Source organism: Methanosarcina sp. (genome assembly GCF_028693135.1).
Classification (GTDB): Archaea; Halobacteriota; Methanosarcinia; order Methanosarcinales; family Methanosarcinaceae; genus Methanosarcina.
In genome coordinates, this window is record NZ_JAQUVZ010000018.1 from 46,540 (window position 1) to 68,555 (window position 22,016).

At 42.6% G+C, this 22,016-nt stretch carries 16 protein-coding genes and 3 pseudogenes; 12 read left to right on the plus strand and 7 right to left on the minus strand.

The features are described 5' to 3' along the window. Positions 1 to 362: 362 nt before the first annotated feature. The 3 genes and pseudogenes from PHF18_RS10145 to PHF18_RS10155 form a co-directional block, all read right to left on the minus strand. Positions 363 to 521 (minus strand): annotated as a pseudogene (locus tag PHF18_RS10145) (IS1 family transposase); the annotation flags it as partial. A gap of 210 nt (positions 522 to 731) precedes the next feature. Further along, positions 732 to 2,498, minus strand: coding sequence for a fasciclin domain-containing protein (locus tag PHF18_RS10150; RefSeq protein WP_300102055.1), 1,767 nt, complete (start codon positions 2,496 to 2,498; stop codon positions 732 to 734). Positions 2,499 to 3,266: 768 nt separating this feature from the next. Continuing rightward, entirely contained in the window at positions 3,267 to 4,151 is an 885-nt protein-coding gene (locus PHF18_RS10155; protein WP_300102058.1) for a hypothetical protein, read from the minus strand. A 325-nt stretch (positions 4,152 to 4,476) separates the two neighbouring features. On the opposite strand from PHF18_RS10155, the gene corA reads away from it, so the two are divergent. From corA to PHF18_RS10185, 6 genes are all read left to right on the plus strand, one after another. Beyond that, positions 4,477 to 5,547: a magnesium/cobalt transporter CorA gene (gene corA / locus PHF18_RS10160; RefSeq protein WP_300102061.1), complete on the plus strand. Its 1,071-nt coding sequence runs from the start codon at positions 4,477 to 4,479 to the stop codon at positions 5,545 to 5,547. 830 nt (positions 5,548 to 6,377) lie between these two features. Continuing rightward, the gene (locus PHF18_RS10165) at positions 6,378 to 6,830 is read left to right on the plus strand and encodes a cupredoxin family copper-binding protein (protein ID WP_300102064.1); all 453 of its coding nucleotides are present in this window, start codon (positions 6,378 to 6,380) and stop codon (positions 6,828 to 6,830) included. Between the two features lie 643 nt (positions 6,831 to 7,473). After that, positions 7,474 to 8,808 (plus strand): aspartate--tRNA(Asn) ligase, encoded by a 1,335-nt coding sequence (aspS, locus tag PHF18_RS10170; protein WP_300102067.1) that lies wholly within the window; start codon positions 7,474 to 7,476, stop codon positions 8,806 to 8,808. A gap of 91 nt (positions 8,809 to 8,899) precedes the next feature. Further along, entirely contained in the window at positions 8,900 to 9,604 is a 705-nt protein-coding gene (rpiA, locus tag PHF18_RS10175) for a ribose 5-phosphate isomerase A (RefSeq protein ID WP_300102070.1), read from the plus strand. Positions 9,605 to 10,041: 437 nt separating this feature from the next. Then, positions 10,042 to 11,685 (plus strand): thermosome subunit alpha, encoded by a 1,644-nt coding sequence (gene thsA / locus PHF18_RS10180; protein WP_300102073.1) that lies wholly within the window; start codon positions 10,042 to 10,044, stop codon positions 11,683 to 11,685. A 337-nt stretch (positions 11,686 to 12,022) separates the two neighbouring features. Further along, positions 12,023 to 12,157, plus strand: coding sequence for a hypothetical protein (locus PHF18_RS10185; RefSeq protein ID WP_300102076.1), 135 nt, complete (start codon positions 12,023 to 12,025; stop codon positions 12,155 to 12,157). A gap of 32 nt (positions 12,158 to 12,189) precedes the next feature. Here PHF18_RS10185 and PHF18_RS18080 read toward each other — a convergent pair. Next, positions 12,190 to 12,300 (minus strand): annotated as a pseudogene (locus tag PHF18_RS18080) (hypothetical protein); the annotation flags it as partial. Between the two features lie 75 nt (positions 12,301 to 12,375). Here PHF18_RS18080 and PHF18_RS10190 point away from each other — a divergent pair. Beyond that, positions 12,376 to 13,380, plus strand: a complete 1,005-nt coding sequence (locus PHF18_RS10190; RefSeq protein ID WP_300102079.1) for a hypothetical protein — start codon at positions 12,376 to 12,378, stop codon at positions 13,378 to 13,380. A 76-nt stretch (positions 13,381 to 13,456) separates the two neighbouring features. Here PHF18_RS10190 and PHF18_RS10195 read toward each other — a convergent pair whose 3' ends face one another. Both PHF18_RS10195 and PHF18_RS10200 read right to left on the minus strand, forming a co-directional pair. Continuing rightward, the gene (locus PHF18_RS10195) at positions 13,457 to 14,125 is read right to left on the minus strand and encodes a DUF2119 domain-containing protein (RefSeq protein ID WP_300102082.1); all 669 of its coding nucleotides are present in this window, start codon (positions 14,123 to 14,125) and stop codon (positions 13,457 to 13,459) included. Positions 14,126 to 14,202: 77 nt separating this feature from the next. Next, positions 14,203 to 14,907 (minus strand): SAM-dependent methyltransferase, encoded by a 705-nt coding sequence (locus tag PHF18_RS10200; protein ID WP_300102085.1) that lies wholly within the window; start codon positions 14,905 to 14,907, stop codon positions 14,203 to 14,205. A gap of 326 nt (positions 14,908 to 15,233) precedes the next feature. Between PHF18_RS10200 and PHF18_RS10205 the strand changes: the two genes are divergently transcribed. Then, positions 15,234 to 16,190 (plus strand): bile acid:sodium symporter family protein, encoded by a 957-nt coding sequence (locus PHF18_RS10205; RefSeq protein ID WP_300102088.1) that lies wholly within the window; start codon positions 15,234 to 15,236, stop codon positions 16,188 to 16,190. Between the two features lie 270 nt (positions 16,191 to 16,460). On the opposite strand, the gene PHF18_RS10210 is transcribed toward PHF18_RS10205, so the two are convergent. Next, entirely contained in the window at positions 16,461 to 17,894 is a 1,434-nt protein-coding gene (locus tag PHF18_RS10210) for a carbon starvation protein A (protein WP_300102091.1), read from the minus strand. A 605-nt stretch (positions 17,895 to 18,499) separates the two neighbouring features. Between PHF18_RS10210 and PHF18_RS10215 the strand changes: the two genes are divergently transcribed. The 4 genes and pseudogenes from PHF18_RS10215 to PHF18_RS10230 all read left to right on the plus strand — a co-directional run. Then, positions 18,500 to 19,408, plus strand: coding sequence for a cache domain-containing protein (locus PHF18_RS10215; protein ID WP_300102094.1), 909 nt, complete (start codon positions 18,500 to 18,502; stop codon positions 19,406 to 19,408). 271 nt (positions 19,409 to 19,679) lie between these two features. After that, a pseudogene (locus tag PHF18_RS10220) lies at positions 19,680 to 19,880 on the plus strand (helix-turn-helix domain-containing protein); the annotation flags it as partial. A 256-nt stretch (positions 19,881 to 20,136) separates the two neighbouring features. Then, positions 20,137 to 21,402: an ABC transporter substrate-binding protein gene (locus PHF18_RS10225; protein ID WP_300102097.1), complete on the plus strand. Its 1,266-nt coding sequence runs from the start codon at positions 20,137 to 20,139 to the stop codon at positions 21,400 to 21,402. A gap of 358 nt (positions 21,403 to 21,760) precedes the next feature. Next, a partial coding sequence (locus PHF18_RS10230; RefSeq protein WP_300102100.1) for an HAD family hydrolase occupies positions 21,761 to 22,016 on the plus strand: 256 nt, incomplete at its 3' end.

The window sequence follows — 22,016 nt, forward strand, 5'->3', positions numbered from 1 at the left end:
CAGGAAACTTTATATAAATACTGATTAAAAAATACAGGAACTGTAAGGGTGTAGCAAAAGAGGTCTTAATCCAGAAATACATTTAGATGTTAACTTCACTAATTTATCCGCAACATATTGTTTTCCGTGATGAATAAGAAGGTACCGAAGTTAGCCGAGAACCAGGTGAATGTTTTATCTAATATTTTGTCAAGGTAAGACATATTTACTGCAAAAGAGGAGGGGGTATCCAGGGGCGTATTTGGGGTAGAATTAAGAGTATCCGGGGTTTCCATGCCCTCAACCTTTGGCAGGAAACTTTATATAAATACTGATTAAAAAATACAGGAACTGTAAGGGTGTAGCAAAAGAGGTCTTAATCCAGAAATACATTTAGATGTTAACTTCACTAATTTATCCGCAACATATTGTTTTCCGGGTCCTATCACAGAGACAATAATTAACCTGCAACCTGGTGCAAAAGCTACTCGCATCCATGTCCCATTATCGTCATAATCTTTCATTTCCGGGACTATTTTTTGGCTCTTCATTGTTTTGTGTGGACATCCTCCGAAAGACCAGCGCGGTCTTGAATTGAAAAAATCTTATCCATAGAGAATGATGAAAAACCGAAAAAAATATATAAATCAAATCTCATTCCCGATATCCGGGAACGAGATTATTTCTTTTTTAGAAAAATTTGTTTTTTCTATATTTCCAGCTTTATCTGAAGCCTTTTACGAAAACACCTCTCAGGCGAACGTGCCTTCTTGTTTCATGTACACCCAGTACCCTTCATAGGGTTTAACTTCGAAAATATCCGTACCGACCTGGTTTCCGTTGAGTACTCCGGAAAGTCCATTGTAACCTACAAAGGCATAGGTACCGGAACCGCTTTCTTCATCAGTTATCCAGGGGCCCATTACCTTGGAATAGTTAGTTCCGATGGTTATAAATGCAGAATCGGCCGTCAGGTTATATTTTACGGGTGAGCCAACCGCGTTCCAGCCAGGGTACAGTTTTATGCTCTGTGGGGCTGACATTACAGATGAAGCCTCTGCGGCTGAGGCAAACTGTGCGGAGGCGTTGAATTCCACCCCTCCGGGGACGTTTATCCAGTATCCTTTCAGGGGTTCGAGGGTTGAAACGTTCTCATAGATCCCGCTTGAGCCGTTGTAGTAGACCAGAGCATTGTACTGCACACCTGCAAGCAGGTTCTCAACACTGGCATTTTCAGCTTTGAAGGGAATCGAGAAGAAGTACCACTTTGAAGGAAGCTCTTTGGGCGGGATCAGCACTGCATCTATGGCGTGGATAACGCCGTTGCTGGCATTTAAATCCTGCAATATAATCTTTGCGTCTCCTACAAACACTCCTTCCTCAGTAACATTGACCGGCAGTTCGCTTCCCTGAAGGGTCGTAATGTTAGTCATGTTAGCAACATCTTCTGCCATCAGCTTCTCACCTGCAACATGGTAGAGGAGAATGTTTTTCAGGGCATCTGTGTCGTTAAGGAGAGCTTCCCGGGTTTCGTTGGGCAGGGTTGCAAAGGCATTATCTGTAGGAGCAAAGAGTGTGTACGGGCCTTCCCCCTTCAGAGTGTCAGTCAGGTTTGTGGCATTAAGGGCTCCGAGAAGGGTTTTGAATCCTTTCGAAGTTGCGGTTTCTATGATATCCTTTCCTTCAGATGGACCTTCAGGTGGGATCAGTACTGCATCTATGACATGGATAATGCCGTTGCTGGTCTCTACATCCTGCATAGTAATCTTTGCTTTTCCTACGAACACTCCTTCCTCAGTAACATTGACCGGCAGTTCGCTTCCCTGAAGGGTCGTAATGTTAGTCATGTTAACAACATCTGTTGCCATCAGCTTCTCACCTGCAACATGGTAGAGGAGAATGTTTTTCAGGCCTTCTGTGTCGTTAAGGAGCCCTTCGACGGTTCCGTTTGGCAGGGCTGCAAAGGCTTCATCTGTCGGAGCAAAGACCGTGTACGGACCTTCCCCTTTCAAAGTGTCAGTCAGGTTTGTGGCATTAAGGGCTGCGAGAAGAGTCGTGAAGTTTCCAGCCTGGGTTGCGGTTTCAATCAGGTCCTTTCCCTCTGGAGGCGCTTCTTTTGCGACCTTGATCATCACCGCATATTTTGCTTCTGCAAGGACCGGTTCTCCTCCTTCTTCAAGGGTGTACAGGAATTTTACCTCATCCCCGTCACTCACCTGGTTCATGCCGATATCATCAGGGACCTGGACTTCGTTTATTAAGGTGAACCATTTCTCCATGGTTTCATTGTTATTCTGGTACCCTTCTATACTTTCAAGTATCAGGGACTTCTCTGTCATGTTCCCGGTATCATTTCCGGCCATTTCCCCCATATCGGATACATTGAAATCAAGCCCTGTTGAATAGAGAGCTCCGAGGTCTGTGGAGTTGGAGATCTCATAGCTTGCAGAGACGTTATTGCTCGGCACGAAGGTAAAATTGCCTTCTGTGAGAACAACCGTGTTGTTATAGAGGACCATCGCTGGATTTTCGTTATCCTGCGCCGAGGCGGTACAGGTAGCTGCACTTACAAGTAAAAGAATAATTAAAGCAGTTGCTAGACGGTCTAATCCTGATCTAATCTCAATTCCCCCACTATTTTTCTTTCAGCAGATACTAATTCCGTTTTAATAATTATGAACCCCGTTTTGATCTGGCTGAAAATTCGCAGTGTTTTAATGTGTAAATTACAGTCATATATATCATACAAAAAGTATTAGTATTTTCCTATTAATATTATTTTATAAAGAATAAAGTATGATTTATAAAATTTATTCAGACTATTATAAAAGTAAAATTTCTTTATATTTTTTAAACCATTATATTTTTTTAATTTGATGATTTCCCGAATAAAAGCCGTTATCCGTCTCTTTTTCCCACTCAAAAGCCTTAGATTCCCCTATTCGTGTCCCGGAAACCAGGTAAAATTAATTTATTCGTAAAAAACAGTACATCGAGAAAAGAATATTAAGAATATTATATAATTATTATTTTTTATATGTATCTAAAAAATAGTATACTAAAGTTGGAGAAAAGCCTGTATAAAACAAATTTAATACATGTTTTATATATAAATTCATCAAAAAAAGAGTTCAACAGATCAGATTTTCAATTTTGCTTAAGTTGGAGTCGAAAAATTAAGGTCTGAAAATTTAAGGATAGTTAAATTGATTTAAGTCCTAACAAATAAAGTCAATTTAACTAATTTAAGTCAGGAAAGACATTTTTTATAAAAATGAAAGGAAGAATTACTTCCTTTCTTTTGCATACGCAACAATCGCGTCCTTGACCCCGTATTTAAAGGCAACCACAACTGCAATTCCCCATGCCAGCGGTCCGAAGAAAAGGTAGAGGATGCTTGTGTCGATAAGCATCGTATCCAGAGCTACAAGGATCACGATGATTAACAGGAAGCCCCGAAGGAGAGGGAGAATTACTTCTGCACCTTCTACATTCATACCCTTAACAGTGCCAGCCAGGTAGTCCATGACGATGTCAATGGAAAGAACCCCTATCACCAGGATCAGGATTCCGGTTAGGAGGCGGGGTAGATACTGAGTAATATCTATCAGCAGCTGGGTGATCATTGTCAGCTGTAAAATGTCTGCTACAGCTGTGAGGAAGATCAGGTACCCAAAGATTCTAACCAGCCCGGCTATGATCCCGGAGACTGACGCCCCCCCTGCCTTGATCGAAGTCCCGATGGAGGTTTTTTCGATCTTTTCATCCACTCCCGTTGCAACAAGTATTGTTTTTACCAGGTCGCTGATGAAATCCACGATCAGCAAGCCTATAATCAGCACAACGAGGGCGGAAATGATAAGTGGGATGTAGAGGATTATCATAGTGATGAAATCAGCAACTGCCTGTATCTGCAGGAGATCTATGATAATCACGGCAAAGATGATGTAAATGAACCACCGGATTATAGAATCAAAAAAGCCTACAGTACTCATATTAGCTTTTTTTATCATCCCACCTATGACCGTTTTATCAATCAAGTCGTCAAGCCCTATCTTGTCCAGGATCTTTGCTCCAATCTTTCCAACAACGGATCCCAGGATTTTTCCCACAATAATAAGAAGGATAATTGCTACAAGAGTCGGAACAAAAGAAATGACTTCGTCTGTCATATTGTATAAACTATTCATGATTTCGGATTGAACCAAAAAACCACTCCCAACATATTTGTTCTAAACTGGCGATTTATCCCGATTCCCCATTTTTCGGATAACCAGTTTTATATTTAGTATATTATTTTATCGTTTGGATAATACATATATTTATCTGAGTATGTGAACATAAATTCCTTTTTGACAATTTTTGTGAACAATTGTAAACCATCAACACTGCGAGTGGACTGTGAAGCATTTAAATAGAAAACTGTACACAGAACTTAAATTGAATAAACCCTCATTATGAAAAGTGTTTATTTTTATTCAAAAGTGAGGAAGAGTCTTGAGACTTACAAAGTTAGGGAAAAAACAATCAAAGGCCGGGCTTGCCCCTGGCACGCTTGTGCATGTGGGGGAAAAAAAGGCAGAGAGGATTGTGATCCGGCTCTGGGCCTACAACAGCGAGGAACTGATAGAAAAAGAGCTGCAGACCGTGGAGGAATGCCTGGCCTTTAAAGACAAGCCTGGAATGAATTTATGGGTAAATGTCGATGGGCTCGATCGGATTGAGGTTATAGAAAAGCTCGGAAGCTATTTTAAGATCCACCCTCTGACTCTCGAAGACGTGCTAAACACGGGACAACGCCCCAAAATGGAAGATTACAGTTCCTATATTTATACTGTACTGAAAATGATACTTCTCGATAAAGAAAGAGAAGAGATAATGCTAGACCAGGTAAGCATTATCGTTGGCCCCAATTATATCCTCTCTTTTCAGGAGAGGGAAGGAGATGTTTTTGATCCTCTAAGGGAGAGGTTAAAAAATCCTGCCTCACGCCTCCGAAAGAACGGAGTGGATCATCTTGCATACAGCCTGATTGATGCTATAGTTGATAACTATTTTTTGATTCTTGAGTACGTTGGGGAAGAGATCGAAGACCTTGAAGAAGAACTGATAGTCGACCCAAAGCCTGAAACCTTGAAAGCAATCCAGAAATATAAGAGAGAAATGATCATTCTCCGTAAATCAGTCTGGCCCCTCAGGGAATTGATAAGCAATCTTCAGAGAGCTGAATCAGGACTCATAAAGGAGACTACGCAGATTTACCTGAGAGATATCTATGACCATACCATTCAGGTTATTGACTCCATAGAAACCTTCAGGGATATCCTCTCTTCGATGGTAGATGTCTATCTCTCCAGCATAAGCAACAGGATGAATGATATCATGAAAGTTCTGACGATCATCGCCACGATTTTCATCCCCCTTACCTTTATCGCAGGAGTCTATGGCATGAACTTTGACTACATGCCCGAACTCAGATGGTACTGGGGTTACCCTGCAATAATGCTGTTTATGGCATTACTGGGAATAATCATGTTTCTTTATTTTAAAAAGAGAAGATGGGTCTAAAGCCCGAATTGCGCCTCGCCCGAATTGCGCCTCGCCCGAATTGCGCCTCGGGAGTACGCGGTCCTTTTCGCTGCGCTCAAGAGGACTACTTGATGGGTTTTAGCTGAGATGCGCTCAAGAGGACTACTTGATGGGTTTTAGCTGAGATGCGCTCAAGCAGACTCGCATAAAGGATAATTGCAGCTTCATTATTATAGCTTCATTATTATAGCTTCATTATTACAGCTTCATTATTATAGCTTCATTATTATAGCTTCATTATTATAGCTTCATTATTATAGCTGCATTTCCATAAAAACGATACGTAGGCTAGGAGGGTAGTTTTGAGGACTTACGGCTTTGTCCGGCTATCTTAGACTACCACCCTCGCTCTTACGGCTCTCCGGCAATTTAACATGTTACAGCTCTGTGTTCACAGAGTCTGGCGATTTTCCACGAGCTTACAGCCTGTAGAGAGCAGAGGGATTTTGGTTCCCAGACTATAATTTTTGGTTCCCAGCCTATAATAATAGTGTCGTGGTGGCTCTTAAAAGTGTATTTGAATGTTGGTATTGATGTTGCTAAGAATGTACATGAAACCTGTATTCTGAATGATAAGGGGAAACAGATTGGGAATTTTATTTGAATTAAGAATTTAAAAAGTGGTATTGAGAAGTTCAGATCAGAATGTCAGGATAGGATAATAATTCATGATCGAGAAAGCATGTAGAAATTGATGTACTGAACTGAGTTTCCAAATGGGTTTTACGAGAGAGGTAAAGATTAGATTAAGGAATAAAGAGTAGAAGCGGAATATAAGTGTAAAACTGAGGTTTAGAGGGGAAAATAGAGTGAGAAAGGAAATAATAATTTTTCTGGTAATGCTTGGTATTCTTTTTGTTGCGGGTTGTGCTGAAAATGGGGGTTCGGAAGAGCCTGCCCCTTCCACACCTGTCGAAGAACCTGTCAAAGAAGTAGATACCGGGGAAGTTGCCGGAGAAGAAGAAGAAACTGTAACTGTCCCTGAGTCTGAGCAGAATGAAACCGGTGCGAAAACTGAGATTGTTGATGTCGAGATTCGGGACTATAAGTACATACCCGAGAGCCTTAATGTTAATGTTGGGCAGACTGTAAGGTGGACAAACTACGATTCCGTGCTCCATGATGTTGTAGGGTCAGGTATTGAATCCGAATACCTCAGGCAGGGAGAGACTTTTACTTACACCTTTGAGCAGGAGGGAACTTATGATTATATCTGTACAATACACCCCTGGATGGAAGGAGAGGTAATCGCTGAAGCCTGATTCGTAAAAATTAACAGGCGAATTCATGCCACCACCAGAAGAAACTGAATTCAGAAATGTCTTATCTATCCGAAGAATACTTTTCTTGCCCCGGGGAACCTCATTCAAATTCACACATAAATATAAGCGCCTCCGCCGGCTTGTCTGGACGCCCATAAAAAAAAGAAAGGCACTGGAAAAAAGAAAGAAATACAGATTTGAAAGAGAAATAAGCCCTAAGATTTGAAAGAGAAAGCAGACTGAATTCTGTTGTTTTGACCTGTTATGCTCTCTTTTTAACTCAAAAGCGCCATCATCAGCTTTAAAATTCGAGTTTCCTTTTCTTTATTCTTCTCCTTTTCGATCTTTTTTGGAAAGCCGCTCTCCTTCGTCGAGCGTGACAAAAACGACACAGTATGGCGAATAAGGTTGTATAGGTCAGAGAAATCGTAATTCAGTCCTCTTGAATTACGCTCACTGCTATAATCCATCAAGTAGTCCTCTTGAGCGCAGCGAAAAGGACCTCGTGATCCCGAAGCGAAACTCGGGAAGCGCAACTCGGGTGGTGCAACAAATACATTAATAATGAGTTATGACTATTCACCTACGTTTCAGCTTCATTCTTATATTTACGTCTAATTTATCCCCTAATTAAGGTGAATTTATGTCTTTAGCAAATCTCAGAACACATTATACAACCGATGTCAAACCCGAAAAAGTTGATAACGGTCAGAAAATAACCCTCGCAGGCTGGGTCTATGAGGTCAGAGACCTTGGAGGGATCTGTTTCGTTGTTCTCAGGGACAGGGAAGGAAAGGCTCAGGTCACACTTGTAAAGAAAAAAATTGACAAAGAACTCTTCGATGCAGCAAGAAGGCTTGTTCGCGAGTCCGTAGTTTCCGTAACCGGCTCTGTCAAGTATGAAGAAAAAGCTCCGAACGGTTATGAACTGCTCCCTGAAGAGATCACTGTCCTGAACATTGCAGCTTCTCCTCTTCCTATGGACACAACCGGAAAGGTAGAAGCCGAACTGGACACAAGGCTTGACTCCCGCTTTATTGACCTGAGAAGAGCAGAGACAACTGCGGTTTTTAAAATCAGGCATGAGTCTCTCCAGGCCATCAGGGAATATTTTGTAAAGCATAACTTTATTGAAACAGCAACCCCAAAGGTCGTTGCTACCGCTACAGAAGGTGGCACTTCCCTTTTCCCGATCACCTATTTTGATAGGGAAGCTTTCCTCAACCAGAGCCCCCAGCTTTTCAAGCAGATCCTCATGAGCGGCGGGTTTGACAGGGTCTTTGAAATTGGCCCCATCTTCAGGGCAGAAGAACACGACACCCGCAGGCACTTAAACGAAGCCACTTCTATCGATGTCGAAGTCAGCTTTGCCGATCATTTCGATGTAATGGAAATTCTGGAAAACCTGGTTGCTTACGTCTATGCCCGGGTAATTGAGAACTGCAAAGCCTCTCTTGAAATACTTGGAGTTGAACTGAAAGTCCCGAAGACTCCTTTCCTGAAGCTTACCTATGACGAGGTAATTGAGATCATAAACAGCCGCGCTGAAGAGAAAATGCACTGGGGAGACGACCTCGGAACTCTCGGAGAACACACAGTCGGAGATTATGTCTACGAAACCACAGGCGAGTCCCACTACTTCATTATCGACTGGCCCACGGAGATCAAACCTTTCTATGCCATGCCTTATGAAGACAGGCCTGAGTTCAGCAAGTCCTTTGACATGATGCACCGCACAATGGAGCTTTCCTCAGGAGCCCAGCGGATTCACATTCATGACCTTCTCAAGAGCCGGATAGAGTCACAGGGTTTAAACCCCGACGGCTTTGAGTTCTACCTTAAAGCTTTCGAATACGGAATGCCCCCTCATGCAGGGTGGGGACTGGGCTGTGAGCGTTTTGTCATGACCATGCTCGGAACTAACAATATCAGGGATACGGTGCTTTTCCCGAGGGACAGGAGAAGACTTTCTCCCTGATCCCTTTAATTTTTTCTATTAAGCTTGAAAGGACTTCCTGTTTTTGAAAAATATTTGTTAACTTTTTTAAAGCTGAAAGGCGGAACATAAAATGACGGAAAGAAATACTTCTACTGATTCTCCCGAAAAACGGGCAGCTGGAATTGCAGCAGCCAGGCTTGTTAGCCCTGGAATGGTTGTTGGACTGGGCACAGGCTCAACAGTTGCATACACCATAAAGGAACTTGGACGCCTTGTGCGGGAGGAAGGGCTCGATATCCTGGGGGTTGTCACCTCTTACCAATCCGAGATGCTCGCAATAGATGCAGGAATCAGGCTGACTACCCTTGCCCAGCACCCTGAACTGGACCTTGCCATTGACGGGGCTGACCAGATCGACTCCGAACTCCATGCTATTAAAGGAGGAGGTGCGGCTCACACAAGAGAAAAAATCGTTTCTGTTTCTGCAAAACGGTTTGTGGTTGTAGCCGATGAGTCGAAAACGAACACGCAGCTTGATAAAACCGTGCCTGTGGAAGTCCTGCCCTTTGCAAAAGAACTTGCAGTAAAGAAAATCCGGGAGCTGGGCGGAAAACCACAACTCAGGTCTGCTGTAAAAAAAGACGGGCCCGTAATAACGGATAACGGAAATTTTGTCCTTGATGCAGAGTTTGGTGTTATAAAAGACCCGGAAGCTCTTGCCCTTCAACTGTCTGCGATTCCAGGAGTGGTTGAGCACGGGATTTTTTGTAATGTGGATGAACTTTACATCGGAAATAAAGACGGGTCTGTGAAGATTGTAACCCGACAGAAATAAGCCGGATAGTCAGGTAGAAAGCTGGATAACCAGGAAAAAATAAACAGGGTAAACAGACAGAAATAAACAGAATTACAAACAAATTCCCCGGAAAAGGCAGAAGTAGAAGTTAAAGGCAGAAGTGCTTCCTGCAAACATTTTCCTTCAGGTCCCTGTGGCAAGCAGGATGGGATACTGCCTTTTTCATCTTTACAGCATAACAGGAAGCGGAAACAGCGTTCTTTTTGTAAAATTACAGGTCTTACCGGTATATTTTTATAGAAGTATTATCAGTAATTTCCTGATCAATTACTATCTACAAGTTTAACAAATTGCGCAAAACAGGGTGTTCGGGTCCGATGCCTGAGATAAAGCGCCCGCAAGTCAGAAAACAACTTCAAATTATCAATAATTTATCCTTCAATTCATACTATGTATTTTCAGGAGGTTTTGTTCAGATGGATAAAGGTGGCCAGCCAATCTACATAATAGATCCGAGTAAGGAACAAACAAAGGGAAGAGACGTACTCAGCATGAATATTGCAGCTGCAAAAGCAGTGGCAAACATAGTTAAGAGTACGCTAGGACCCCGGGGTATGGACAAGATGCTTGTGAACCCTCTGGGGGACGTTACCATCACAAACGACGGTGCGACTATCTTACACGACATGTCCATTGAGCATCCGACAGCCAAGATGCTTGTGGAGGTTGCCCAGTCCCTGGAAAGTTCTGCAGGGGATGGGACCACAAGCGCTGTTGTGTTCACAGGGGCCCTGCTGGAAAAAGCAGAAGGCCTTATTGAAAATGGAGTACACCCGTCAGTTGTTGTCAAAGGATACAGGTTTGCAGCAGAGAAAGCTGTTGAGATTTTAGAGGACCTGGCAGTTACTGCAGGTGAGGGAGACAGAGAGTTGCTTGTCAAAACTGCCAGAACCTCCATCACTGGCAAGGCTTCCGAAAAATACAGCCGTTTGATTTCAGAACTCTGCGTGAATGCTGTTCTTGCCATTCATGAGGAAGGAAAAGCCGACCTTAAAAACATTATTATTACAAAAGATATCGGTAGGCGTGTTGAGGAGACGGAATATGTAGAAGGAGTTGTACTTGACAAGGTTGCACTTGATAAAAACTTCTCTCTCAAGGTTGTAAATCCCAATATCGCGCTCATTGATGCTCCTATGGAGACCGAAAAGACCGCAAACAAGGCAAAACTTCAGATCAGCAACGTAAGTGATATCGAAAATTTCTTAAAGCAAGAGGATACAGCCCTTTTTGAGATGGCGGATCACATAATCAGGGCAGGCGCAAATGCTGTCTTCTGCTCCAAGGGTATGGATGACAAGATCGCAGCCTACCTCCAGAGCAGGGGAATCTACGCAACCCGCAGGGTAAAGAACGACGATATGCAGCACCTTGCTGACGCTACGGGAGGCAGACCTGTAAGAAACATCAAGGAACTTACAGAAAAAGAACTCGGGCACGCAGGGCTCCTTGAGCAGGACAGGGACGACGAGCAGGGTAAAACCTACCTCAGAGACTGTAAGGGTGCAAAATCCGTATCAATCGTTCTTCGCGGCGGAACCGAGCATGTGGTTGACAATCTGGAACGTGCAATTGATGATGCCCTTAAAGTTGTGAAATGTGTGGTTGAAGACGGAAAGGTCGTTGCCGGAGGCGGGGCTTCGGAAATGGCAGTTGCACTCTCCCTCCGTTCTTATGCTTCCAGCATAGGCGGGCGTGAACAGATGGCAATCACAGCTTTTGCTGAAGCTCTTGAAGAAATCCCAAGGACAATTGCAAGAAACGCAGGCCTGGATGCCATCGACACCATCCTGAACCTCCGCGCAAAGCATGCCGAAAACAAAAACGCCGGTTTAAACATCCTGACCGGTGCTGCTGAAGATATGCTTGAAAAAGGTGTTGTTGACCCTCTCAGAGTAAAGGTCAACTCCATCAAAGCAGGTTTTGAAACTGCAGCAATGGTGCTTCGTGTGGACAGTATGCTCCGCGCCCAGAGTTCCTCAATGCAGGACGTCAGACCCGAGCATATGGCAAGTACCTACGACGGCATGTCAGCACCTGCACTTAATATGCGCAGGTAAAACCTGACCCCTCTTTAACAATTGAAAAGTAAATAACTTAGTTTATTACAGGAAAAGTTGCAGATTCTGTTCTGCAGCTCCTTTTTTTGGAAGAAGTGTCACCAATTAAGGTTTATTTCCTTTTTTTTAGATTTGTAGATCATCTGTTTATTTTCCTCTTTTTTAGATCATCTGTTTATTTTCCTCTTTTTTAGATCATCTGTTTATTTTCCTCTTTTTTAGATCATCTGTTTTGATCTTCGATATTATAATTAATTTAGTATGTTATACCATTAAACTAGTATTAAACTACCTAAATTATATATTGATGTGAATTTTATATTCAAATCGAAAATAAATGAAAGGATTTAAAGTCCTGCTTTTGGATACCCAGAAACTCAATTTACAGGATACTTTTCAAGCTGCAGGTGTCTGGTCTCCGAGAAATGGCGGGCAAATTACTGGACTCTCAAACTGCACCTCAGTCAACTGAACATCAGTCAACTGAACCCTGGTCAACTGAACCCTGGTCAACTGAACCCTGGTCAACTGAACATCAGTCAACTGAGTCCTAATAAATTGGCTCCGGAACAGACTCAATGGAAAAAGAGTTTGAACTGGCTGGTTAAGCTTCATTTTTCACTTAACAGGTTCGGAGACCTTAAGCTCCTTTAAAAGTCTAAGATAACCCCCCTTAAGAGGTAGTGGAAGGTGTACTGCAATAACTGCGGATTGGAGGTAGATCCGGAAGACTTTTTTTGTTCAGGTTGCGGAAAGAGAATTAAAAACAGACCTGATATAGAGAGTTCCGAGCGTGAAATGAAGGATTTTGAGTCCGAAACCTCTACTTCCCGAAAACTCAATTTTTCAAAAACAGTATTTTTCTCTTTTAATAACCATAAAATACCCATTCACAGGTGTATTTTTAAAGGGATCCGGATTGTGGCTGTAATTTGTATTTTAGGAACCTTATTGACTGCTTACTCAACTTTTACCCCTGGCTCCAATGACTCTCCTTATTCAAACAGTCCGAGATCACAGGACCGGATACAAACTGATAAAAATATCCGGGTATGCGGGCAAATAGCAACCGAGTACTCCAATAGCCATACATATTCAACAGATGATGTTTATGACTGCGATAACATGGCCCAGGATGTCTGGAACATGTTAAAGGCAAAAGGAATTAACGCAAGAATAGCTGCAGGAAATTTTGAATTCACAGGTGATAGTAGAATCGCAAACGGGAACATTGTCCATGAAAGCTCCGATTCCGGGAACCTGGGTGAGATTGAAGTTCCCAGCCGTACGTATGACAGTATAAATGTGTCGAACTCGAACATCATTGATGGCTTCAATCATGCATGGGTCCTGGCTGAAGTTTCTCCGGGTTTCTGGGTAGCCATAGAATGTACTGGTGGGTATATTGTTTATAGTGACGAAAACGAAAAGTACTACCAGGGCATGACCTTCAGTAACCCGAAAAACTATAGAAGTTTCCTTTCTCTATACAGGGACTGGAAAATAAAGGCTCTTGACTATGAGGCAGAGAGGTCGTATTATAATGAACTTATAAAGCCGTACAATAGCGCAAGTACCTCCGAACAGATCACTATGATAAGCGGGATTGAAGTTGCTCAGCGCACACTTTCCGAAAAAGAGCAGGCGTTCCTTAAAACAGACTCGGAACTGAATGCTTTACTAAGGTACGGATAAATATTCATTTTTAGCAGGCAAGCTCTCAAATTTTCAGAAGTAATCTCTCAGATTTCCCCGTAAAAGAAGTAATCTCTCAGATTTCTCCGTAGAAGTGCCGGTAATCTTCGATAGCTTTTCTTGCCTGTTCAGGGAATTCTTTTCTCAGGAATTCAACGAACTCATCCCTTGATTCAGTTTCTTTGAGGACTTCAACCATGCTGGCAACAAATTCCCTTGACAGGGGATTTCCTTTCTGGACCTCAAAAGAGAGGCAAAGGGCTTCTTTTGGAAAATACTTCCTTCGAATCCAGGGAGAAACCGAACCCAGTAATACCCCTGCTTTCAGGACACTGTAGGCAGGTACTCCGATCCTTTCCAGCCTGTCCCTTCCTGCAAGTTTTTCAAGGTTTTCTCCGGAATAAGAATGGAGTTCAATGTAAACCTCGGGGTCCAGAGCTTCAACGGCTTTGAGTATACTTATCCCCATTCCCTGATAGTAAGCCGGGTCCAGAGTTGAGATATATTCTCCCCTGTTGACAAGCGGGATCACTGCAAGGGTGCCTTTTTCGGGAGGCTCTATTTTCAGCAGGAGTTCCGTTGTGTCTTTCCACTCATCCCCATGCAGCCCTGCGACAAAGAGGCGAACAGGTTTTCCATGCCCATAAACCCTCAGTCCGGTCTCGTCAGTGTTCTTATGCATGGTGCACGTGTCCATACAATTGAGATTGTCCGGAGAGGAGCCAGCTTTTTCAGCAACTTTCATCAGTTTTTATTCCTTCTGATTTTTTTCTTCAGACCGATTCTTTTTCTTCAAGCTGGTTTTTTTCTTCAGGCAGATTCTTATTCTTCGAGCTGATTTTTTTCTTCAAGCTGACTTTTTTCTTCAGGCAGAAGTTTTCTTGCAACCACATAAATCTCCTGCTTTTCGGAACTGATGACATGCTGGACTTCAAGCCCCAGGTCCTCGATCCTGTTCAGGATTGACTTAGGGGTTTTCTTCTTTGGAGTTTTTATTACCTGGAGCAGCCTTCCCCCTTCCTTCAGGAGAGGGAGCACTCTGGCAAGAGCTTTGAGTGAGTTCTCAGGTTCAAGAGTCATGTCTGAGAGAATAACATCCACGGGCTCCTCAGAGAGCTCTTTAAGAGGTATGGTGAAAACATCCCCGAACATTACCTCAACGTTTTCCCGTTCATATGCAATTTTCCCAAGCTCACTTCTGAAATCCCGGCTGAATTCTATGCCTTTTACATGGGCTGCAATCTCTGACGCAAAAAGGAGAAAACCGCCTGCACTCGACCCCAGATCAAGAACCCTGTCCCCGGGTTTGAGGACCCCGCTTTCTTCCTGAACAAGCCGGAGTTTAAAGTAGCCCTGCGGCTGGTCCAGGCCTTCGACAACTTCTATTACATCATCAACTGAGACGTCTCTGGAGACTTTTGTTACCACAGCGCCGTTGACTTTAACGTTTCCTTCATGAACGGCAGTCTTGGCTCGTCCCCTGGACTTGAAATGTCCCATATCTACAAGGTATGAATCCAGTCTCATGGGGGATTGTATCGGCAGAGCCTGTATATATAAGTAGCAAGTGGACCTTCAAAAAATTCAAAGTACCCTGAGTACCCTGAGTACCCTAAGCATTTAACAGGATGAAAGTTAGCTGGCAACAGTTGAAAAGAATAAAGCTTCTATTTTCAAGTCTGCCAGCAATATATATCGTGCATATATCGTGCATATATCGTGTATCATTGTTACTATTTCAATATTAATTACAGCTTTATTATATATCGAGAATAAATAGGTATATATTTAAATGACAATCTCAGTTTATTTAATGACTTAGTTGTCAATTTTAAGAGCTGGTGTACTAAAAAATGATAAAAAAGTTCACATCATTATTTCCTCTATGGGCGGTGCTTTTATCCGCAGTAGCCTACGTATATCCGGAGTATTTTATCCCCTATAAAGGCTCTATTGTGCCCCTTCTGAGCCTGATTATGCTCGGGATGGGAGTCACACTGTCAGTGGACAGTTTCCTTGCAGTCCTGAAGAGGCCTTATGTGGTCATTCTGGGCACCCTGATGCAGTACACCCTTATGCCTCTGGCAGCGTGGATAGTCTGCCTGGCTTTAAAGCTTCCTGCCGACCTTGCAGCTGGTGTGATTCTGCTTGGCTGCTGTCCCGGCGGCACGGCTTCAAATGTGATCTGCTACCTTGCAAAAGGGGATGTTGCACTTTCAATAGTGCTCACATCTGTCTCCACCATGGTTGCTTTTCTCGCAACTCCCTTCCTTACCTGGCTCTTCATCGGGCAGACCGTGGATGTGGATGTCATGGGCATGCTTGTAAGCGTTGTAAATATTGTTATTGTGCCTGTAGTGCTCGGGCTTTCAATCAATTATTTCTTTGAAAAAAGGATTACAGCAATCAAGGACGTCTTTCCGGCAATTTCAGCTCTCGCAATCGTTGTCATCATTGCCATAATCATAGGGGCAAACAGCGAAAACCTTGAACAGAGCGGCCTTATGGTCCTGGTTGCAGTGATCCTGCACAACAGTCTGGGCCTTGCAGGCGGCTACGGAGTTGCAAAAGCCTTCAAGCTCAGCGAAAAAGAAGCAAGAACCCTGGCAATCGAGGTAGGAATGCAGAACTCGGGCCTCAGTGTTGCTCTTGCGATAAAACATTTCACAGCTGCTGCAGCGCTCCCAGGTGCAATCTTCAGCATCTGGCACAACCTGTCCGGAGCTTTCCTTGCAGGGCACTGGTCAAAAACCAGCGTACCTGATCCCGATAAAAGTGAAATGCCCGGAATCAACGGGCACATGCATTAAGAATTTGGGGTAAAACCTCAACGGGTTTTGCAAAAGTCGAAACAAACAAGGGTTGGAAATCAAGGAAAATATTCCAGGGTCTGCAACGTAGTTTCCTGGAATCTTTTCCTTTTCACATTTCCCTTTTATTTCCTGCAGGTTATATTCCCATTCACGGGTCATGGGTTAAGGATTTATTTCCTTCTCCTCGAATCTTTTTTTGGATCAAACCCCTTCCTTTTTTATTCAAACCATTTTGAGCGGGAATATCTCTAAACCGTCCTTCATTGTTCACTCACTGAGTAAAGCTAATGATGGAGATATTTTCCTTAAATAGGTGGCAAATAGGACACAAGCGGTGGCGGCACAGATCATTCCTGCAGGATAAGAGACACTGCCTGGTAAGCCGAACCCCTCAGGAGCCTGTAAGATGTATGTTGTTACCACTGCTGTCATAAATGTAGCCGGGATGGTAGCAATCCAGTGAAATTTGTTGTTATTTGACAAATATACTGCAGATGTCCAGAGAACTATGGTAGCCAGTGCCTGATTCGAGAAAGCGAAGTAACGCCAGACTATACTGAAGTCGATCAGGGTCAGACTGAACCCTATGACAAATATTGGAAAAGCTATTATTAGCCTGTTCTTTAAAGGCCTCTGGTCCAGATTCATGACATCGGCTATGGTCAGACGTGCACTCCTGAAGGCTGTATCTCCGGATGTGATGGGGCAGGCGATAACTCCCAGGATTGCGAGAATTCCTCCTGCAGGCCCCAGCAAACCCAGGGATACATCCTTTACCACCAGGGCAGCACCTCCTGCATTAGTAACTTCACTCAGGCCGACTACTCCTCCCGGAAAGAAAGACATTGCAGCAGCAGCCCAGATAAGAGCGATGGCTCCCTCCGCAATCATGGCTCCGTAGAAAATACGTCTGCCATATTTCTCATTTGTCAGACATCGGGCCATTATTGGGGACTGGGTAGAGTGGAATCCGCTAACAGCTCCGCAGGTGATGGTTACGAAAAGCATAGGCCACAAAGGAAGACCATCAGGATGGAAACTCCTGAAGGTTATTTCAGGGATCTCGTATCCTTTGATGAGAAGCATGGAGCCGATGCCCAATGCCATTATCAACAGGACAGCTCCGAATAAGGGGTAGATACGGCTTATAATCTTGTCTATCGGAACGACAGTAGCTACGAAGTAATACAGGAGGATAAGGACTAGCCAGAAATTCGGTTGGGCCAGTAGCCCTGTGAACCCCAGATTTGTCAAAAGTCCTGCCGGTCCGGACATAAACACCGTTCCTATAAGTATGAGTAAGATAACGGAAAACGCAATCATGGCAATCCTCGCCTGTCTGCCTAAATATAGCCCCACAATCTCTGAAATGCTCTTTCCCTCATGACGGATACTTAGCATTCCGGAAAAATAATCATGCACTCCACCTGCAAAAATACTGCCCAGGACGATCCACAGGAAAGCAGCAGGGCCGTATAAAGCTCCCAGAATAGCACCATATATAGGGCCCAAGCCAGCAATGTTGAGAAACTGGATGAGGAATATGCTGGGCCAGCTGAGGGGGACAAAATCAACCCCGTCTTCCTGGGTGTATGCAGGTGTCCTGCGTGAGGGATCAGCTCCAAATACATTTTCAACAAACACACCATAAGAAAAATAACCTAGCACAAGAGCGACTAGAGATAGCAGGAAACTGATCATATAATTTAACAATGATATTGTTATTATTTGCCGGTTTCCCTTCAAATTTATTTGGCAGTAGTTTTAATAAATCTAATGCGTTTTTATAGTACTCAGGTAGGCAATATTTTTTAAATTATTATGTTAAAATAAAATATTAAGCAGGATTTCTACAGAGCTTTAGCTGTCTTAAATTATTAATAAATTTGATATAGTAGAAACTAATATCATTAACTAATTAATATGCCAGGAAAATTATAATATCGATTCGTTGAAACCTGGATAAACAGGCACAAGCATCGCTTATATTGGAAGCTAAGATATAAAACATAAATCACAAATTAGGCCCGTACATCAAAAATTAGGTCCTTACTGTACTAAGTACTCGTTACAAAATAACCAGAACAGCATATAATTGTTATTTGAGTTAATTGAGCGGCTTGCTTGTAAAAATGGGAAGTATTGTATAAAAATTTAAATTCTGTTGCATATATTATTTTGCGGTGGGTCCTAATTTGAGCTTCCAATAAATCCTGATTTCGGTCTCTTCGCTGATTTCTATCTTTTCGCTGTTTTGAGTGGATAATTCCATCAATTTTCTAAATATATTTGACAGGTGTTACAATATGAATCATTTTAAAAATGTACTTTGTGTTCTGTTCATTACTGTTCTCTTGCTGGCAGTTTCCGGCTGTGTGCAGTCAGAAAAAACAGGTGTTATTGAACCTAAAGAACAAACAAGTGAAGAAAAACAGACCGAACTGTTAGCCCAGAAAGATTATACAATGTCCCAGGTCAATGCAGCTATTGACCTCATAAATGAAAAAGGAGAGCTTGCATTTCCCGATTTCAGAGAAAAAGACAGCAAATGGTTCCATAATGATTCCTACATCACCGTCTGGAAGACTGAAGGAATACGGGTTGTTTTCCCTCCAAAAACAAGCGGCGAAGGCGAGAATGTGAGCGAGCTTAAAGATTATAATGGGAAACCGTTAGGCAGGATGCTCATAGACACTGCTTTAAGCGAAAAAGGCGAGGGATGGGTCAATTATGACTGGCCAAAACCAGGTGAGACAGAACCTTCAAAGAAGTGCACATTCACCAGGAGAACTTCTATCGGTAACCAGACATACCTTGTTCATTCCGGCTTTTACGTAGATGACTACATCTATAACAAAAACATTGAAGACATTGAAGATATCAACTACTTTGGAAATGCACCCGTTAGAAATCTGATCAATCCGAATAGGGTTGAAATGGAGCTGGACATAAATTACAGCATTGCACATTTTCTAGTTAAACCAGGTGATCTCCTTGATTCCCTCATTATGAAGAACCCGGAAACATATTATGTTCTTGAGGGCGAAGGCATGCTCTACATAGAAGATGTACCATTTGAACTGAAAAAAGGACAAATTGTCCTCGTACCTGCAAACGCAAAACAATCCATCGAGAATACCGGAAATGTTGACCTTGAGTTCCTTTCCATAAACCAGCCTGCATGGGAACCGGCTAACGAGGTAATTCTGGAGTGATTTTTCACTCCACTTTTTTAAAGAAATTCCACATTTATGAAGAATTACTGTCAACAAAAAACGAATCCATGAGTGATCATCTAACGCTTAACCGATAACTCATGTAATTCACTTTACTTTTTGATATCAAAGGTCTGTGAAGGTTGATCGTTTTTATCCAGGTGCACAGAAATGCTTTTCTCTTGTCAAGGACGGTTAAGAATCTTCTAATTTCGGCGGTTTAAAAATATTCAGTTCTCAATTCTTGAGAAAAGTTAGAGGATTGTAGATAATGCTGAAAGTGGAGGAATGGCTACTGATACGAGATTTGTATTCACAAGGCTTTAGCGACAATGAAATCGCCAGACAAACAGGTTACGCCAGGGGAACTGTGAGGAAATATCTTAACAAGAAAACCGCCCCAGACTTGCAGAAACACCCGCCAAAACCGGGTAAACTTGATCCATACAAACCTTACATACAAAAAAAGATTAATACAGAACCTGTGAAGAATGGTTCAAGGCCCAGTTCAGAAATAAAAAATATACAAAGTAAATCTTGTTGAGGAATGGTCCAGGGGAAAGTTACGGATTCGATCAGTGGGGGATTATTTGAGATAAATCAATGGTGTTAGACCCAAAAATGAAGAGAATTCGGAGAAGTACTGAATTTAATGACCTCGAGATACAAACCACTTACACTCAAAATATTTAAATACAGATATAAACTATAAATTTACTTTGATGTTAATGAAAAGAACAGCATGTGCTTTAATGGGTATATTACTTATAGCAACTCTCTGGTCGGGTTGTATTGAATCGACCGGAGAGGCTACCAGTGAATCAGAGGATCTGACCATAGGAGCACTGTTACCGCTTACAGGAAGTCTTGCCTCTATAGGAGAAGCAAGCCAGACAGCACTTGAAATATCAGCTGAGGATATCAACAGTTATTTCTCAGGACTTGGTTCCGGAAAGAACGTGGAAATAATTGTAAAGGATACCGGAAGTGATCCTGAAACAGCTCTGGAACGGCTCAAGGAACTTGATGAAATGGGGATAAAGATGGTTATCGGCCCGCAGTCAAGCAGTGAGGCAGAAGCTGTCATGGAGTATGCAACCCAGAATGGCATCATCCTTCTGAGTACTGCATCAACAGCCCCATCTTTAGCGATCCCTGACGATAATCTGTTCAGGCTTGTACCTGACGACACCAACCAGGGAATGGCACTGGCTACACTGATGAATGATGAGGGGATCGGTTCTGTAATCCCTATGTACAGGAATGACCTGTGGGGTAACGGACTCGTTGATGAGGTAGAGAAGAGTTTTGAGACTCTTAATGGCACAGTGCTTGAGGGAGTTATATATGAAACCGAGAACGCGGACCTTTCCGCAGAAGTGGAGGCACTCAATGAAAAAGTAGTAGCAGCCACTTCAGAAAACGGGGAGGGATCCGTAGCTGTGCTTCTTTGTTCCTATGGAGAAGTAACAGAGATCTTTACTTTGGCCCGGAACTATCCTGCCCTGTCAGAGGTCAACTGGTATGGCACTGACGGCATGGCGCTGAACAGGGAACTGATCAATGACGATGATGCAGCCAGTTTTGCTGCAGCAATCAATGTCAGAGCACCAGTATACGGATACTTGAGAGCAAATGACAGATACCAGGTGGTTGGACCTAAAATCGAAGCCCGACTTGGAAGACTTCCTGAGTCTTACGCATTGACCGCATATGACGCTCTCTGGGTAGCTGCATTTGTTAATCTGGATGCCATTCCGGATAATGATGAAAGTCTAAAAATGGCAATGAATACCATTACAGACACATATTTCGGAATTAATGGATGGACAAAACTCAATGAGAACGGAGACCGAAAATACTGGGACTATGACATCTGGACAGTCGCTGAAGAAAATGGAAGTTACAAGTGGGAACTTTACGGCAAGATACTTCTGCCACTCAAGGATAGAATGGTTATCATGCGTGGTGAAGAACTAACATTTGTTAAATAAGTGATGGTGCATTCACACCACCATTTATGTTTTTATTTTCTGAAGTTTTGCCATTTCCCATAACATTCCTTATTTTCCAATAATGTTTGATGAGCTCATCCCAAAACCAATTTTTCCCACTTATTTGGCATGAAAGTGCTTTCAAGTACTTTCATTTATTAGAGCCTGTTATTCAAGGAATTTCATGCACGTTTACTCTTCCCAGAAAATGAGCATTAAGAGTAAACGATTTTTAAGAGTAAACGATTTTTAAGAGTAAACGATTTTTAAGAGTAAACGATTTTTAAGAGTAAACGATTTTTAAGAGTAAACGATTTATCTGACCTGGCGTTTTGCTTCATCTGACGGAAAGTTCTTTTTGGGCAAAAGTGATGATTTAACAACAGGAATGGAAAATATGATTGACGATAAATATAATACCATTATTTTTGATTTTGACTACACATTGGCAGATGCAACTAATGGTATTGTATCAAGTTTTAATTACGCTTTTAGCAGGTTAGATATTAAAGGATATGACAGCGAAAGCATAAAAAAGACCGTCGGATTACCGCTGAGTGAAGCGTTCATGCAACTGACAAACAAGAAAAATGAAACCTTAATAAGCCGTTTTA

Excerpts from the sequence above, each read along its gene's own strand:
- PHF18_RS10150 (WP_300102055.1), bottom strand. The coding sequence starts at position 2,498 with ATGGTCCTCTATAACAACACGGTTGTTCTCACAGAAGGCAATTTTACC.
- PHF18_RS10155 (WP_300102058.1), bottom strand. The coding sequence starts at position 4,151 with ATGACAGACGAAGTCATTTCTTTTGTTCCGACTCTTGTAGCAATTATC.
- aspS (WP_300102067.1), top strand. The coding sequence starts at position 7,474 with ATGTCTTTAGCAAATCTCAGAACACATTATACAACCGATGTCAAACCC.
- rpiA (WP_300102070.1), top strand. The coding sequence starts at position 8,900 with ATGACGGAAAGAAATACTTCTACTGATTCTCCCGAAAAACGGGCAGCT.
- thsA (WP_300102073.1), top strand. The coding sequence starts at position 10,042 with ATGGATAAAGGTGGCCAGCCAATCTACATAATAGATCCGAGTAAGGAA.
- PHF18_RS10185 (WP_300102076.1), top strand. The coding sequence starts at position 12,023 with ATGAAAGGATTTAAAGTCCTGCTTTTGGATACCCAGAAACTCAATTTA.
- PHF18_RS10195 (WP_300102082.1), bottom strand. The coding sequence starts at position 14,125 with ATGAAAGTTGCTGAAAAAGCTGGCTCCTCTCCGGACAATCTCAATTGT.
- PHF18_RS10200 (WP_300102085.1), bottom strand. The coding sequence starts at position 14,907 with ATGAGACTGGATTCATACCTTGTAGATATGGGACATTTCAAGTCCAGG.
- PHF18_RS10205 (WP_300102088.1), top strand. The coding sequence starts at position 15,234 with ATGATAAAAAAGTTCACATCATTATTTCCTCTATGGGCGGTGCTTTTA.
- PHF18_RS10210 (WP_300102091.1), bottom strand. The coding sequence starts at position 17,894 with ATGATCAGTTTCCTGCTATCTCTAGTCGCTCTTGTGCTAGGTTATTTT.
- PHF18_RS10215 (WP_300102094.1), top strand. The coding sequence starts at position 18,500 with ATGAATCATTTTAAAAATGTACTTTGTGTTCTGTTCATTACTGTTCTC.
- PHF18_RS10225 (WP_300102097.1), top strand. The coding sequence starts at position 20,137 with ATGAAAAGAACAGCATGTGCTTTAATGGGTATATTACTTATAGCAACT.